This window comes from Micromonospora pallida, from assembly GCF_900090325.1.
GTDB lineage: Bacteria > Actinomycetota > Actinomycetes > Mycobacteriales > Micromonosporaceae > Micromonospora > Micromonospora pallida.
This window is the reverse complement of record NZ_FMHW01000002.1, coordinates 5,825,609-5,840,312: the sequence shown is the minus strand read 5'-3', so window position 1 is coordinate 5,840,312 and position 14,704 is coordinate 5,825,609. Positions and strand designations below refer to the sequence as shown.

Genomic DNA, 14,704 nt, shown 5'->3' with positions numbered 1-14,704 from the left:
GGGTTCGTCCGGCCCGCCGAGGGGCTACCTGTTCACCGTCGCGCTGCTCGCCGGCACCGCCTCCATGCCGATCCTCGCTGCGATCAGCGCCGGCTCGGCCACCGTGGGGGGAACCTCGCTGCCGAACGCCGACGTCCCGTTCATCCCGACGCCCTCCCGGGGGCCGGTGGTGGTCGGGCCGGTCCGCCCGTCGTCCCCGTCCGTCGTGCTCGCGCCGACCTCCTCGCCGGTCGCTGGGGCCGTCACGGGCATGGGGCCGTCGCCGTCCGCGTCCCAGGGGCCGGATGTACCGCCGGGGCGGTCGCCGTCCCCACCGGGGGCTGTGCCGTCCCGGACGCCCCGCCCCACGACCTCCCCCACCCCGACGACGCCCACGCCGACCGAGTCCCCGGATCCGGTGCAGGAGCCCACCCCGACACCGAGTGACACCTCCTCCGAGCCGTCCGGCTCGACCTGCGTCCCGTCGTCCGGGCCGTCGCCGACCAGGGCTGCGCGCACCGGGCCGGGCGAACGCCCTTGCCGGGCATGAGAAACAGCCAGGGCGTGCGGATTGGCCGGGCGTGACGATTCGTGGGGCGGACGCCGTCGGTGGACGTGAGGAGCGGCGCTGAGCACGCCGGACGACCGAACCGGGACACCAGGCCGGATCGTGCCACCGGACCGTCCCGTGCCCTCCGGTGCGGGCGGGCGGTTGGCCCGGGTCGTCACCGAGGCCACCGCCCCGGCGGTGCTGGTCACCGTCCTGCTCGTCGCGGTCGGCTGGCACAGCGGCCGCCGTGGCCTCGGTGGATTGGGCTGGGGGCTGCTCGCCACCGTCTTCGCCAGTGGCATCCCGATCGCGTACATCCTCGGCGGGGTACGCCGGGGCCGGCTCACCGACCATCACGTCCGGGTACCCGAACAGCGCCGGATTCCGCTGCTCGTCGGGATCGCCTCGGCGGCCGGCGGGCTCGCCCTGCTCGCCGTTCTCGGCGCGCCCCGGCCGGTGCTCGCGCTGGTCGCCGCCGGGGTGGTCGGGCTGGTGGTGGCGGTGTCGGTCAGTCACTGGTGGAAGATGTCGATCCACTCGGCGGTTGCTGCCGGCACACTGGTCGTCCTGGCGTCGACCTTCGGTCCCCGGGTGCTGCTCGGCTCACCCCTGCTCGCCCTGGTGGGCTGGTCACGGGTCCGCCTGGGTGACCACACCGTCGGCCAGGTGGTGGCCGGCGCCGCCCTCGGCGCCCTCGTCGCGGTCACCGTCTTCACGCCCCTGCACTGAGCCGCCGGGGCTCGTCCGCCGGACGTCAGGCTTGGCGGCGAAGTCTGCCCCGGAACAGCTAGGCGGGCGGGCGGAGCATCGGCGGGTGGAGCAGGGTGGCGGGGCCACGCCGGAAGAGTTGGGCCGGACGACCCCGCTCGCCCTCCGTGTTCCGCCCCACGGACACGACGAAGCCGGGGGTTCCGGTCACCTTGCGGTGGAAGTTGCGCGGGTCGAGGCGGGTGTCCCAGACCGTCTCGTAGACCGCGCGCAACTGGGCGACGGTGAACTCGGCCGGACAGAACGCCGTGGCCAGCGGGGTGTACTCCAGTTTGGCCCGGGCGCGTTCCAGCCCGTCGGTCAGGACCCGGCCGTGGTCGAAGGCGAGCCGCGCCCGGTCCAGCCGGTTGACCGGCACCCAGTCGGCGGCGGCCGCGTCCGATCCGGCGACCGGGGTCGGCAGGCCGGGCAGGAGGGCGAGCCAGGCGACGGTGACCACCCGGCCGCGCGGATCCCGGGCCGGTTGACCGTACGTGCCGAGCTGCTCCAGGTGCCCGGCCGGCTCCGGTAGGCCGGTCTCCTCCGCCAGCTCGCGGGCGGCCGCGTCGGGCAGGTCCTCGTCGATGCCGACGAACCCGCCGGGCAGCGCCCAGCAGCCCTCGAACGGCGGGACTCCCCGCCGGACCAGCAGCACGTGCAGCTCGTCGGCGCGGACGGTCAGCACGACCAGGTCGGCGGTCACCGCGAACGGCGGGTACTCGGTCACGTGTTTATCACCACCTTGACGATAATCTAGCAGAGACTTTATCGTCGATGAGACGAAAAGGGGAGGACGATCATGGCTGACGTCTCGCGGCGACTCTTCCTGCGCCACCTGCGCGGCACCCCGACGAGCTGGGTGCGGCACACCACCGGCGGTCGGGTCCGCCGAGAGGGCACCGGGCTGTCCTTCTGGTACCGGCCGTTGAACGCGGTGCTCAGCGAGGTGCCGGTCGACGACCGGGAGCTGCCCCTGCTCTTCCACGCCCGTACCGGGGACTTCGCGGACATCACCGTGCAGGCCACCGTGACCTACCGGGTGGCCGACCCCGCGCTCGCCGCATCCCGGCTGGACTTCTCGGTCGACCCGCGCACCGGCGCGGCCCGGGCCCGGCCGCTGGACCAGGTGGCCACGCTCCTCGCCGAACTGGCCCAGCAACCCGCCCTCGACCTGCTCGCCCGGGTCCCGCTGGCCGAGGCGCTCACCACCATCGCGCCGGTCCGGGAGGCGGTCTCCGCCGCCCTCGGCGCGGAACCCCGGCTCGCTGACATCGGGGTCACCGTGGTCAGTGCCCGGGTGGTCGCCATCCGTCCCGAGCCCGAACTGGAACGGGCGCTCCAGACCCCCACCCGCGAGGCGGTGCAGGTCGACGCCGACCGGGCCACCTACGCCCGCCGGGCCCAGGCGGTCGAGCAGGAACGCTCGATCGCCGAGAACGAACTCCAGAACAAGATCGAGCTGGCCCGCCGGGAGCAGCAGCTCGTGGAGCAGCACGGGGCGAACGCCCGCCGCCGTGCCGAGCTGGACGCCGCCGCCGAACTCGCCGCCGCGCAGGGCAAGGCGGAACGCGAGAAGGTGACCAACGCGGCGGCGGCCGACCGTGCCCGGGTGCTCTCCACCGCCGAGGCCGAGAAGGAGCGGATCCTCGCGGCGGCGAAAGCCGACGCGGTACGCGCCCTCGGTCAGGCCGAGGCCGAAGCGGAGACGGCGAAGCTGGCCGCGTACGCGCAGCTCCCGGTCGAGGTGCTGCACGCCCTCGCGATGCGCGACCTGGCCGGGCAACTCCCGCAGATCAACCAGCTCACCGTCACCCCGGACCTGCTCACCGACCTGCTGGGCCGGTTGGGCGGTGACCGGTGAAGGGCAGCCTCGCACCCCGCGTCGTGGTGGTGAGCCGCCGCAGCGAGCTGGACGAACTGCTCGTCCGGCACGGCACCCGCGCCGCGGCGGCGTGGTACCTGAAGGCGCGCGGCGGCGACCTGGCCGAGGTGATCCACCGGCACGAACTCCTCCAGGCCGCGCTGACCACGGTCAGCGCGGCCGTGCCGGCCGACTGGCGGCGCGGTGCGGTCGACCGGGACGACCTGCCCCGGTTCCTCTTCGCGCCGGAGGACGTCGTGGTCGCGGTCGGCCCGGACGGGCTGGTCGCCAACGTCGCCAAGTACCTCGACCGGCAGCCGGTGATCGGGGTCGACCCCGATCCGGGCCGCAACGCCGGAGTCCTGGTCCGGTCCGCGCCCGGCGACGTGGTCGGCCTGCTGCGGGCCGTCGCCGCCGGGCGTGCCGTCACCGAGCCACGGACCATGGTGCGCGCCGTGCTCGACGACGGTCAGGAACTGGTCGGCCTCAACGAGGTGTACGTCGGGCACGTCTCCCACCAGTCCGCCCGTTACCTGCTCGCCGAGACCGCCGACGGGCGGACCCGGCGGGAACGGCAGTCCTCCTCCGGGCTGGTGGTGGGCAGCGGCACCGGAGCGACCGGCTGGTGTGCGTCGATCGCCCGGGACCGACCGGATCCGCCCCGGCTGCCTACCCCGGACGAGCCGGCGCTCTGCTGGTTCGTCCGGGAGGCATGGCCGTCCCCGGTCACCGGAGCCAGCCTCACCGCAGGTCGGTTGGGCACTGAGAACAGCCTCGAGTTGACCGCCGAGTCCGACGGCCTGGTCGCCTTCGCCGACGGTCTGGAGGCGGATCGGCTCAGCCTGGCCTGGGGCCAGCGGATCACTCTCTCCGTCGCCCCCCGCCACCTGGCCCTGGTGACCGGAGCCCACTAGCGACGGCGGGGGTGGATGCAGGTGTGGTTGGTTGCAGGGGACCCTTCCTCGGCAAAAAACGGTAGGAAGGGTCCCCTGCAGGCACCTCGGGCGCGTGTCGGGTGGGTCAGTCGTCAGTGAGGTGGTGCCGGTTGGCCTCGATCCAGGCGTTCAGGGCCTCCGGATCGTCCGGGTCGACGCCGTCGGCCATGAGCTGGGCCACCGCCGCCGTGGCCGGACTGCGCCGCTCGCCGGTGCTGTAGAGGCGGGCGAACTCCGGCACCATTTCCTCGATCGCGGTGTCCGTCTGCCGGGCCGCCGGGGCGGGCAGACCACGCCGCCGGGCGGCGTACCCGGCCCAGCCACGCAGCACCCGGGGGAGCATCGCGGCGTCGTCCATGTCCAGCACGGCCCGGCGGTGCACCCAGTCGAGCAGGAACAGCTCGGCCACCGTCGGACTCCACCGCAGCGGGTCGGCGTCCGGGAAACTCGCCGCGTGGTCCAGCAGCAGGCTCAGGCAGAAGTGCAGGGAGGCCAGCTCCGGGCCGTCCATGGTGTCCAGGCCGAACCGGGCGGCCTCCGGTGAGGCGAGGAACTGGCGTACCAGTTCGGTGCGCTCCGCCGGGGTGAGCGGCTCCGGGTCCACCGGGGCCCGTACGGGACGGGGCAGCAGGGCCAACCGGGCTCCGGCGATCGTCCGGTCGGTGGCGAGTGACCCCTCCCCGGGCAGCTCGCCCAGGTCGTCGGTGATCGCCAGGTGGCGGGACACCTCGCTGTGCATCCGGGCCGGGTCCTCCGTCCGGAACCAGGTCAGCTCGTCCCCGGCGCACATCTGCCGGACCTGCTCCATGATCCGCTCGGCCGGTCCGCCGACGAAGATGTCCTTGGTGATCCCGATGTTGTGGTCGACCAGGGCGACCATGGCGTGCTCCGGCCCGCCCGCCGCCTCGTCGTACGCGAAGGTGGCGAGGTAGGAGGTCTGGTCGCCGTACACGTCGCCGTAGGCCCAGCACCCGGTGACGTGCACCCGACCGATCTGGTCGGACCAGGTGGGAGCCTGCGCGCCGGGCTTGACCCGGTCGGCGCCCTCGGCGTCCGGCACGAGCCGGGCGAAGACCCGGCGGATGGTGGTGGACGAGGCGGTCCGCCGCCGGGACGTGGCAGCGAGGAAGCCGCTCACGAACTCCCGTACGGCCGCGCTGCGGTCGGACTCGGCGACCGCGTAGACACTGCCGAGCAGGGCCGTGCCGAGCATCTCGGCGTCGAAGGCGCAGTCGAGCCGGCTCACGTCGCGGGCTGCGTGCAGTACCGCGTCGTAGGGGGTGTGAGGCGTGGCCATGAATCGACCCTACGCCGCCTCGACCCCGCGGGGAGGAAGGGCGAGGTCACTTATTCGACGTCGCCGTCACTTCTCTCCGGCCGTCGTGGTCACCTTTCTCCCGGTGGTCGGGATCACTTCTCTCCGGCCGCCGACCGCAGCGCGTCCCGCGCGTCGGCGTAGGCGGTGAGCACCGCGCGGACCGGGGTCAGCACGTACTCCTCACCGACGCCCGCCACCGCGGCGGTGAGCCGGCCCTCCGCGCGGTGCCGGGCCCGGCGCGCCGCCCAGCCGACGACCGGCCGGGTCACCGCCGCGACCAGCAGGCCGGCGAGCAGCCCGCCGACCAGCAGCAGCGTCGGCAGCGGCACCGCACCGACCATCGGTTCGTCCGGGTCGGGCAGGCCGAGGACACGTAGCGCGTACCCGAGCAGCAGCCAGGCCAGCCCGCCGAGGGCGGCGAGGGTGACCAGCCACTGGACCCCGCCGACCAGCCGCCACCACCACGGTCGCTCCGGCACGCCGAGGTCGGTGCCGGTGACCGCCTGGTCCAGCGCGTCCGGTACGTCGCCGAGGCGGGACCGCGCCGCGCCGGTGACCGCTGTCGGCCACGGTGCCGGCAGGTCGGACGCGGCCTGCTCGGACACCGCCCGGACGGCCAGCCCCAACGCCGAGCGCTGGGCGGCGGTGGGATCGGGTACGGAGGTCGCGGCGACCGGCTGCTCCGCCGGCTCGTCGGTCGGGCTGCCCGTGCCGGGCAGATGCAGCCGGCGCAGCGGGTCTGGTCGCAGCCGACGCCAGCTCCGGACCAGCGGCCAGCCGGTGGCGCCCGCCGCCCGGTGCCGGTACGCCTGCTCGACCGCCGTGGCCACCGCCGGCACCCCGGCCGTCCCGGCGAGCGCGTCGGTCAGGGCGCGGGCGCCGGCGGCGTCCGGTCGGGTGCTGGCCGGCTCCGGGCCGACCAGGTCGGCCAGGCGTGCCACGACGGTGTCGATGTCGCCGGACAGCCGCCGCAGGACCGCCTGCCGTTCGGCGACCGTGTCCTCCAGGCTGGCCCGCAGTTCGGTGGTGCCGGCCGGGTCCACGGCGGTGGTGGCGAGCAGCGGCACCCCGGTCAGCCCGTCGGCGTCGAGCAGGCGGCACAGGTCGTCGAGGACCCGGGGCACCTCGGCCGGAGGCAGCCGGTCGGCCTGGTTGAGCACGACCAGGGTGACGTCCCGGTGCCGGTGGAACTCGCGCAGGTAGGCGGTGTGCACCAGCCGATCGGCGTACTTCTGCGGGTCGACCACCCAGATGACCAGGTCGACCAGGCCGAGCAACCGGTCCACCTCCAGCCGGTGGGCGTGCTGCACCGAGTCGAAGTCAGGCAGGTCGAGCAGGACCAGCCCGTGCAGGGCGGACTCGTCGTCGCCGTCCAGGGCGCTCTCCCGGATGAACCGGTGCCGGGGCAGCACCCCGATCCAGTCGAGCAGCCGGGTCGCGCCGTCCAGTGGCCCCCACACGCAGGCGTGCGCCACGCCGGTCGTCGGTCGGCGTACCCCGACCGGGGAGAGTTCGAGCCGGGCGAGCGCGTTGAACAGGCTGGACTTGCCGCTGCCGGTCGCCCCGGCCAGGGCGACGACGGTGTGGTCCCGGGAGAGGGAGAGCCGGGTGCCGGCCCGCTCGACCAGCGTGTGCGCCGGGACGAGCCGCTCGTCGGGGAGGTGACCGTCCACCGCGGCGAGGAATCGGCGGACCGCGTCCAGGCGGGCGATCAGATCGTCCGGGTCGACCCGCTGCCCGCCCCGGAACGCCTCCCGCAGCCGGCCGACGATCCCGGTCACCGGGCCACGTCCAGATCGGCGTGTTCCCGGGCCTCGGCCACCCGGCCGGCGGCGGCCCGCAGGCCGGCGGCGGTGTCCGCCTCCGGACGGACCGACGCGGTACGGGCGAGGTACCGGTCGGCCTCCTCGTCCAGCAGGACGTCGATCCGTTCCAGCAGGTCACCCCGGGCTCGCCGGGCGAGACTGCGGACCGCCTGGTCACCGAAGATCGCCTGGAGCACGGCCTGCGCGGCGACGGTGGTGCCCGCCCCGGTGGCGACCTCCAGTCCGGTCGGCACGAAGGCGGTCGAGGCGAACACGGCGATCATCACGGCGAGGCCGGTGGCGTTGACCGCGTACGCCGCCGTCCGGGCCACGAAGCGTTTGTCACCGCCCTCGGCGCGGACCAGTTCCAACACGCCCCGCTGCCAGTCGCGGACCAGCCGTTCGGCGCGGTCCGGCAGGTCGGCGGAGGGGTGCGCCAGCTCCGGTTCGAGCAGCGCCGCGCCGGCCGGGTGGGCCCGCCACCCGGTGTACGCGTTCTCGGCCGCCTCGGCGGCCACCCCGCGCAGCAGGGTGACCAGTTGGGACTCGATGGCGACGCGCAGCTCGCTGGCGGGGGCCGGACGCCCGGTTACCGTCGCCACGAGCCGGTCGCGGAGCCGGCCGATCCGCGCCTCCAGGGTGCGGAAGAACTCACCCGTGCCGACGAACTCCTGCCAGCGGGCCAGCACCTCGCCCCGGAGCAGCCGACCGTCGGAGAGGCCCTGCTCGACGGTACGCCGAGCGCCGCGGTACGCGGCCCGGACCCGGTCGTCGAGCGCGTCGGCGGCGGTGGCCTGCTCGTCGGCGGCCTCGGCGAGCGTCTCGGTGATCGGGGCGAGCGCGGCCAGCGCGCCGTCCAGGGTCTGCCGGACCACGGCGGCCCTGGCCTCGGCGTCGGCGGCGAGCCGGGCGAACCACTCGCCCAGCGGGGCGGTCACCCGCTCGGGCAACAGCCCCTGGCCGTCGACCTGCGTCTCCGGCAGGACGAAGAGCGGAGCCGCGCCGAGATCGTGGGTGGCGAGCATCTCGGCGAGGTGCGCGGAGACCTCCTCGGTGGCCTCCGGTGGCACCCGGTCCAGGACGAGGGCGATGGCCGCGCCCCGGGCCCGCGCGTTGTGCAGCAGTTCCCAGGGGACGGCGTCGGCGTACCGGGCGGCGGTGGTGACGAAGAGCCAGAGGTCGGCGGCGGCGAGGAGCTGCCCGGCCAGCGCCCGGTTGGCGTCGACCACGGAGTCGATGTCCGGGGCGTCGAGGAAGGCCAGCCCGGACGGGAGCGCGGGCGCGGTGACCAGTTGCAGGGTGCGCGGGTCCTCGCTGGGCTCGCTGGTCCGGGTCAGGCCGGGCAGCAGCTCGCCCTGGCGGAACCAGACCGAGTCGGTCGGGTTGCACACCAGCACCGGGGACCGGGTGGTGGGCCGGAGCACCCCGGCGGCGCTCACCCGGGCCTGGACCAGGCTGTTTACCAGGGTCGACTTGCCCGCGCCGGTGGAACCGCCGACCACCACCAACAGCGGGGCGTCGAGGCGGGCGAGCCGGGGCAGCAGGTAGTCGTCGAGCTGGTCGGTGAGGGCGGCGGCGTTGCGCCGGGCCGGCTCGGCGGAGGGCAGCTCGAGCGGGAACCGGGCGGCTGCGGTCGCGGCGCGCAGGCCGGCGAGCGCGGCCGGCAGGTCGGTCCGGGGTGTGCCGGACGGATCCTCCGCGGCGGTGGCTGGCTCGCTGCGGGCGGCGACGGCGGGCGCGCCGGAGTGGGTGGCCGATTCGCCGTGCGTCGTCACCGCTAAAGCGTGCCCGACCGGGGCAAGGGAAGACAACAGCGGGTCCCTGTGTTGCAAGTTGCGTCTGGTCGGCTCAACCCCGATTTGACGATCAGAGCGAGCATGGCAGTATTGAGTCAAGTCCACTCAACTTGCGGTGGGTGCTCTCCGGGCGGCGCCCGTCACCTGCTCAACGTCACGAAGCGAGGAAGCAAAGATGGCACGTGCGGTCGGTATCGACCTCGGCACGACGAACTCCTGCGTCAGCGTTCTCGAGGGCGGTGAGCCCACCGTCATCGCGAACGCTGAGGGCTCGCGTACGACCCCGTCGATCGTCGCGTTCGCCCGCAACGGCGAGGTGCTCGTCGGTGAGGTCGCCAAGCGCCAGGCGGTGACCAACCCGGACCGGACCATCCGGTCGGTCAAGCGGGAGATCGGCACCAACTGGACCGTCGACATCGACGGCAAGAAGTACACCCCGCAGGAGATCTCGGCCCGGACGCTGATGAAGCTCAAGCGGGACGCCGAGGCGTACCTGGGCGAGCAGATCACCGACGCGGTGATCACCGTCCCGGCGTACTTCAACGACGGCCAGCGCCAGGCCACCAAGGAGGCCGGTGAGATCGCCGGCTTCAACGTGCTGCGGATCGTGAACGAGCCGACCGCCGCCGCCCTGGCGTACGGGCTGGACAAGGGCTCCAAGGAGCAGACCGTCCTGGTCTTCGACCTCGGTGGTGGCACCTTCGACGTCTCCCTGCTGGAGTTGGCCGAGGGCGTCGTCGAGGTCAAGTCCACCAGCGGTGACAACCAGCTCGGTGGCGACGACTGGGACCAGCGGATCATCGATCACCTGGTGAAGACCTTCCGGGGCGAGCACGGCATCGACCTCGCCCAGGACAAGATGGCCCTCCAGCGGCTGCGTGAGGCCGCCGAGAAGGCCAAGATCGAGCTGTCCGCCGCCACCAACACCAACATCAACCTGCCGTACATCACCGCCGGCTCGGCCGGCCCGCTGCACTTGGACGTGACGCTCAGCCGCGCCGAGTTCCAGCGGATGACGCAGGACCTGCTGGACCGCTGCAAGGGCCCGTTCGAGCAGGCTGTCAAGGACGCCGGGATCAAGGTCGCCGACGTCGACCACGTGATCCTGGTCGGTGGCTCCACCCGGATGCCGGCGGTGACCGACCTGGTCAAGCAGCTCACCGGCCGGGACCCCAACAAGGGCGTCAACCCGGACGAGGTCGTCGCGGTCGGCGCGGCCCTGCAGGCCGGCGTGCTCAAGGGCGAGGTCAAGGACGTCCTGCTGCTCGACGTGACCCCGCTGAGCCTGGGCATCGAGACCAAGGGCGGCATCTTCACCAAGCTGATCGAGCGGAACACCACCATCCCGACCAAGCGGTCCGAGGTGTTCACCACCGCCGACGACAACCAGCCGTCCGTGCTCATCCAGGTCTTCCAGGGCGAGCGGGAGATCGCGGCCTACAACAAGAAGCTCGGCACCTTCGAGCTGACCGGCCTTCCGCCCGCGCCGCGCGGCGTGCCGCAGGTCGAGGTCACCTTCGACATCGACGCCAACGGCATCGTGAACGTGCACGCCAAGGACCTGGGCACCGGTAAGGAACAGAAGATGACCATCACCGGCGGCTCCTCGCTGCCGAAGGATGACATCGAGCGGATGCGCCGGGACGCCGAGGACCACGCGGAGGAGGACAAGCGCCGCCGCGAGGATGCCGAGACCCGCAACGTGGCCGAGGCGCTCCAGTGGCAGACCGAGAAGTTCCTCGCCGAGAGCGGCGACAAGCTGCCCGGCGAGAACCGCGACCAGATCAACGAGGCGCTCGGTGAGCTGCGCGGCGCCCTCGGTGGCCAGGACATCGAGAAGATCAAGTCGGCCCACGAGCGGCTCGCGCAGGTCTCCCAGCAGGCCGGTTCGCTGCTCTACGCTCAGCAGCAGACCGAGCAGGGCGAGCAGCCCGGCGCGGCCGGTGCCGCCGGTGGCCCGCAGGGCGGCGCCAAGGGCGGTGCGGACGACGTGGTCGACGCCGAGATCGTCGACGAGGACGGGAAGAAGTGACATCCCACCCTGTCACGAACCACGGCAGAGGATCGAGGTAGCCGCATGACGGACAAGCCACGCGCCGAGGGGTCGGAGGAAACCCCGGACTCGGTGCCGGGTGACTCCGGGACGCCGGCCGACTCCACCGGAGGCGGACCCGAGTCCGCCGCCGGCCTGGTCGAGGAGGCCGAGGTGGTGGTCGACGAGGTCGAGTCGACCGTCACCGAGACCGACGGCGCGCCGGTGGTGGACGCCCCGGCCAAGCCGGCCGAGGCCGCGCCGGCCGCCCCGCTCGGAGCCGAACTGGAGGCGCTCCGGGCGGAACTGGACGAACGCACCAAGGACCTGCAACGCGTCTCGGCCGAGTACGCCAACTACCGCAAGCGGGTCGAGCGGGACCGGGCCCTGGTCGGCGAGCAGGCGACCGGCGCGGTGCTCACCGCGCTGCTGCCGATCCTCGACGACCTCGACCGGGCGCGCGAGCATGGCGACCTGGTGGGCCCGTTCGGCACGGTGGCCGAGCAGCTCACCACGGCCCTGGGCAAGTTCGGCCTCACCGCCTTCGGCGAGCAGGGCGACCCCTTCGACCCGACCCGGCACGAGGCGGTCGCCCACCAGACCTCGGCCGAGGTCAGCGAGCCGACCTGCGTCCAGGTCATGCGCCGGGGCTACCAGCTCGGCGAGCGCCTGCTGCGGCCCGCGATGGTCGCGGTTGCCGATCCGGAATAGTGCACAACCGTGACCGGGTCCTCCCGTCCACCACGTACCGGTGGGCGGGAGGCCCGGTGCACGTCGGGTGGAAGGGGGTGGACCGGTGAGTTCCAAGGACTGGCTGGAGAAGGACTACTACGCCGTGCTCGGCGTGGACAAGTCCGCCTCCTCGGACGACATCAAGAAGGCGTACCGGAAACTGGCGCGGGAGTCCCACCCCGACCACAACCCGGACGACCCGAAGGCGGAGGAGCGGTTCAAGGCGGCCTCCGAGGCGTACAACGTGCTCTCCGACGACAAGCGTCGCCGCGAGTACGACGAGATGCGCACGCTGTTCGGGTCGGGCGCCTTCCGGCGTAACGCCCGGGGCACTGGCGGCGGCGGTGCGCCGTTCGACGTCTCCGACCTGTTCGGCGGCGGCAGCGCGGGCGGCGGTCGGTTCGCCGGCGGCAACTTCTCCGACCTGTTCGGCTCGATGTTCGGCGGTGGCGGTGGCGGTGGTCCAGCTCGGCCACGTGGCCCGGCCCGGGGCCGGGACGTCGAGACGGAGGTCGCGCTGGACTTCGAGGACGCGGTCCGCGGCGTCACCCTCCCGCTGACCCTGCGCGCCCCCGGGGTCTGCGACACCTGCCACGGGGACGGGGCCAAGCCCGGCACCCGACCGGTGACCTGTGCCCAGTGCCACGGCTCCGGCATGGTGACCCGCAACCAGGGGTCGTTCAGTTTCGCCGAACCGTGCCGCAACTGTCAGGGCGTCGGCACGATCGTCGAGGAGAAGTGCCCCGAGTGCCGGGGCACCGGCGGGGTCACCAAGACCCGTACCCTCAACGTCCGTTTCCCCGCCGGGGTCGCCGACGGCCAGAAGATCCGGCTGGCCGGCCGGGGCGAGCCGGGCGAGCGCGGCGGCCCGGCGGGCGACCTCTTCGTGCAGGTGAAGGTACGTCCCGACGAGCTGTTCGGGCGGGCCGGGGACGATCTGACCCTGACCGTGCCGATCACCTTCGCGGAGGCGACGCTCGGCACCGACCTGCGGGTGCCAACTCTGGACAGCGCGGTGACCCTGCGGGTGCCGCCGGGCACGCCCAGCGGCCGGGTCCTGCGGGCCCGGGGCAAGGGCGTTGTCCGCCGCGACGGGCAGGCCGGTGACCTGCTGGTCACCCTGGACGTGGTGGTCCCGGCCCGGCTCTCCGACGAGGCCCGTGCGGCACTCGAGACGTTCGCGGCCCACACCCCCTCAGCGGCGCGGGAACATCTTGACGCCCGGGTGCGTCGAGTGGGATAGCGGTTGCACGGTGGAGTACACGCGGAGGTGAGCGGGATGGCGGACGGGTTCGTCGGCTCGGGTGACCCTGCCTACGACGCCAAGGTACTGATGATCTCGGTCGCGGCGCGGATGGCGGGGATGCATCCGCAGACGTTGCGGCAGTACGACCGGCTCGGGCTGGTGCAGCCGGGACGGGCGGCCGGCGGCGGTCGCCGCTACAGCGTCCGGGACGTGGTGCTGCTGCGCGAGGTGCAGCGGCTCAGCCAGGACGACGGGGTGAACCTCGCCGGCATCAAGCGGATCATCGGCCTGGAGCAGCTCTTGGAGCAGGCCCAGGCCCGGCTCGCCGAGATGGAGGCGGAGCTGGACGCCGCCCACCGGCGGATCGCCGAACTGGAGGCGATGGCCCGCTTCCCGGGTCGGGACATCGTCCCGACCCGACGCACCTCCACCGCGCTGGTCGTCTGGCGCCCCCGTCGCACCTCCTGACTTTCCGCGCGATCGAGAAGTTCGCGTCAGCCGGCACGCCGGTTTCTGACGCGAACTTCTTGATCACCGCCCCAGAGGCGAGGCCGGTGGCTAGCCTCAGTGGGAGACAGGGTCCGCCCGCATCTCGTCGGACCTGCCGTGGGCGGGAGGGGAAGTCATGGCGGAACCGGCGAGCAAGGTGGCCCAGCAGGCGGAGGAGCAGCTGGACCGGCTAGCGGACACGGTGCGGAAGAAGTTCGACGCGATCACCGGAACCCGGTACGCCAGCCGGCCCCGACCGGTCGCTGTCGAACCCGTCCCCACCGCCCGGAACACCGGCGACCGCGCCGACGAAGCGCGGCCCGGCCCGGGACGGGCCACCAGAGGGCGGCCCACCGGGCAGGGCGCTGCCGAGGCGGCCCGGCGGCCCGGGCCAGACCGGGCGGCACCGTCGGGGCCGGGCGCGAAGAGCCGCCGCAACGAACGTCGATGAGCCACGGGCCGGGATCCACGGGGGCTCCCGGCCCGTCCCCCAGGCTGGACCGGTCCGGGCGCGGACGCCGAACCGGATCGGTCAGAGTTCAGACGCCGAGCCAGGACGGTTAGGGCGTGAACGCCAGACCAGGACGGTCCGGGCGTGGACCCCGGTCAGCCGATCCGGCGGTTCTCCCGGACCAGCCCGCCCTCGCACCAGTCGTGGTAGTCGAAGAGGCCGGGCCGGTCCATGAGCACCCGGGTGTTGTAGGCCCAGGTCCGGACCGGGTGGTCGCCGGTCAGTTCGGCCTGCTCGACCAGTTTGCGCAGCCGACGTTTCGGGTGGGCGCGGAACTGCGTGCGGATGCCGTCTGCGGCGTAGATGTAGAGGCAGTGCAGGGCGAACCGACGGGCCGGGCAGGCCGGGTCCATCGCCAGCTCGAACAGGGTCGACACCAGGTGGTCACCGGAGACGAGCAGGTCCCAGTCCGGTGGCATCGACGCCAGCGGCACCGAGTCCGGCTGGTACGCCCACGCCCGTAGCTCTGTCGGGGACGGGTCGACGGGGTTGGCGAAGCCGTGGAACGTCGACTCGGGCACCTACCGGCAGCCTTCCGCTCGGGCCCGCGGGGCGTACCGGATGTCCGCGGGAACCTGGTGTGCTGGGGCGAAACGGTAGCGCGGCCCCGCTCGGCGGCGGAAGACCTCGGTGGCACGATTCATGGCCGACGTGCCGACGTGCCGACTGATCGACCGGCCGGCGGGCCGATTGGCTTACGTGC

At 73.5% G+C, this 14,704-nt stretch carries 14 protein-coding genes; 8 read left to right on the top strand and 6 right to left on the bottom strand.

Annotation, left to right across the window (positions count from 1 at the left end; translation table 11 throughout):
- Positions 1 to 24: 24 nt before the first annotated feature.
- Positions 25 to 498 (bottom strand): hypothetical protein, encoded by a 474-nt coding sequence (locus GA0074692_RS34955; RefSeq protein ID WP_091647983.1) that lies wholly within the window; start codon positions 496 to 498, stop codon positions 25 to 27.
- Positions 499 to 667: 169 nt separating this feature from the next.
- Between GA0074692_RS34955 and GA0074692_RS24500 the strand changes: the two genes are divergently transcribed.
- The gene (locus GA0074692_RS24500; protein WP_091654026.1) at positions 668 to 1,258 is read left to right on the top strand and encodes a phosphatase PAP2 family protein; all 591 of its coding nucleotides are present in this window, start codon (positions 668 to 670) and stop codon (positions 1,256 to 1,258) included.
- Between the two features lie 58 nt (positions 1,259 to 1,316).
- On the opposite strand, the gene GA0074692_RS24495 is transcribed toward GA0074692_RS24500, so the two are convergent.
- On the bottom strand, positions 1,317 to 2,003 hold the full coding sequence (locus tag GA0074692_RS24495) for an NUDIX hydrolase (RefSeq protein ID WP_091647980.1): 687 nt from the start codon (positions 2,001 to 2,003) through the stop codon (positions 1,317 to 1,319).
- Between the two features lie 72 nt (positions 2,004 to 2,075).
- On the opposite strand from GA0074692_RS24495, the gene GA0074692_RS24490 reads away from it, so the two are divergent.
- Together GA0074692_RS24490 and GA0074692_RS24485 are read left to right on the top strand one after the other, a co-directional pair.
- A complete protein-coding gene (locus GA0074692_RS24490) occupies positions 2,076 to 3,137 on the top strand; it encodes an SPFH domain-containing protein (RefSeq protein WP_091647978.1) in 1,062 nt (353 codons plus the stop codon).
- Positions 3,134 to 4,051, top strand: coding sequence for a hypothetical protein (locus GA0074692_RS24485; protein ID WP_091647976.1), 918 nt, complete (start codon positions 3,134 to 3,136; stop codon positions 4,049 to 4,051). Before GA0074692_RS24490 ends, GA0074692_RS24485 begins: the two co-directional genes overlap by 4 nt.
- 106 nt (positions 4,052 to 4,157) lie before the next feature.
- Here GA0074692_RS24485 and GA0074692_RS24480 read toward each other — a convergent pair whose 3' ends face one another.
- The 3 genes from GA0074692_RS24480 to GA0074692_RS24470 all read right to left on the bottom strand — a co-directional run bounded on the left by GA0074692_RS24480 (position 4,158) and on the right by GA0074692_RS24470 (position 8,970).
- Entirely contained in the window at positions 4,158 to 5,369 is a 1,212-nt protein-coding gene (locus GA0074692_RS24480; RefSeq protein WP_091647972.1) for a hypothetical protein, read from the bottom strand.
- 113 nt (positions 5,370 to 5,482) lie between these two features.
- A complete protein-coding gene (locus GA0074692_RS24475) occupies positions 5,483 to 7,171 on the bottom strand; it encodes a GTPase (protein WP_091647969.1) in 1,689 nt (562 codons plus the stop codon).
- Positions 7,168 to 8,970 (bottom strand): GTPase domain-containing protein, encoded by a 1,803-nt coding sequence (locus GA0074692_RS24470; RefSeq protein ID WP_091647967.1) that lies wholly within the window; start codon positions 8,968 to 8,970, stop codon positions 7,168 to 7,170. Before GA0074692_RS24470 ends, GA0074692_RS24475 begins: the two co-directional genes overlap by 4 nt.
- A 196-nt stretch (positions 8,971 to 9,166) precedes the next feature.
- On the opposite strand from GA0074692_RS24470, the gene dnaK reads away from it, so the two are divergent.
- From dnaK to GA0074692_RS24445, 5 genes are all read left to right on the top strand, one after another.
- Positions 9,167 to 11,023 (top strand): molecular chaperone DnaK, encoded by a 1,857-nt coding sequence (dnaK, locus tag GA0074692_RS24465; RefSeq protein ID WP_091647965.1) that lies wholly within the window; start codon positions 9,167 to 9,169, stop codon positions 11,021 to 11,023.
- Positions 11,024 to 11,068: 45 nt separating this feature from the next.
- On the top strand, positions 11,069 to 11,734 hold the full coding sequence (gene grpE, locus GA0074692_RS24460) for a nucleotide exchange factor GrpE (RefSeq protein WP_091647962.1): 666 nt from the start codon (positions 11,069 to 11,071) through the stop codon (positions 11,732 to 11,734).
- An 85-nt stretch (positions 11,735 to 11,819) separates the two neighbouring features.
- Positions 11,820 to 12,998, top strand: a complete 1,179-nt coding sequence (gene dnaJ, locus GA0074692_RS24455; protein ID WP_091647960.1) for a molecular chaperone DnaJ — start codon at positions 11,820 to 11,822, stop codon at positions 12,996 to 12,998.
- Between the two features lie 36 nt (positions 12,999 to 13,034).
- The gene (locus GA0074692_RS24450) at positions 13,035 to 13,469 is read left to right on the top strand and encodes a heat shock protein transcriptional repressor HspR (RefSeq protein WP_091647957.1); all 435 of its coding nucleotides are present in this window, start codon (positions 13,035 to 13,037) and stop codon (positions 13,467 to 13,469) included.
- A 157-nt stretch (positions 13,470 to 13,626) separates the two neighbouring features.
- Positions 13,627 to 13,941: a hypothetical protein gene (locus GA0074692_RS24445; protein WP_091647954.1), complete on the top strand. Its 315-nt coding sequence runs from the start codon at positions 13,627 to 13,629 to the stop codon at positions 13,939 to 13,941.
- A gap of 155 nt (positions 13,942 to 14,096) precedes the next feature.
- Here GA0074692_RS24445 and GA0074692_RS24440 read toward each other — a convergent pair whose 3' ends face one another.
- On the bottom strand, positions 14,097 to 14,522 hold the full coding sequence (locus GA0074692_RS24440; RefSeq protein WP_091647952.1) for a hypothetical protein: 426 nt from the start codon (positions 14,520 to 14,522) through the stop codon (positions 14,097 to 14,099).
- Between the last annotated feature and the right edge of the window lie 182 nt (positions 14,523 to 14,704).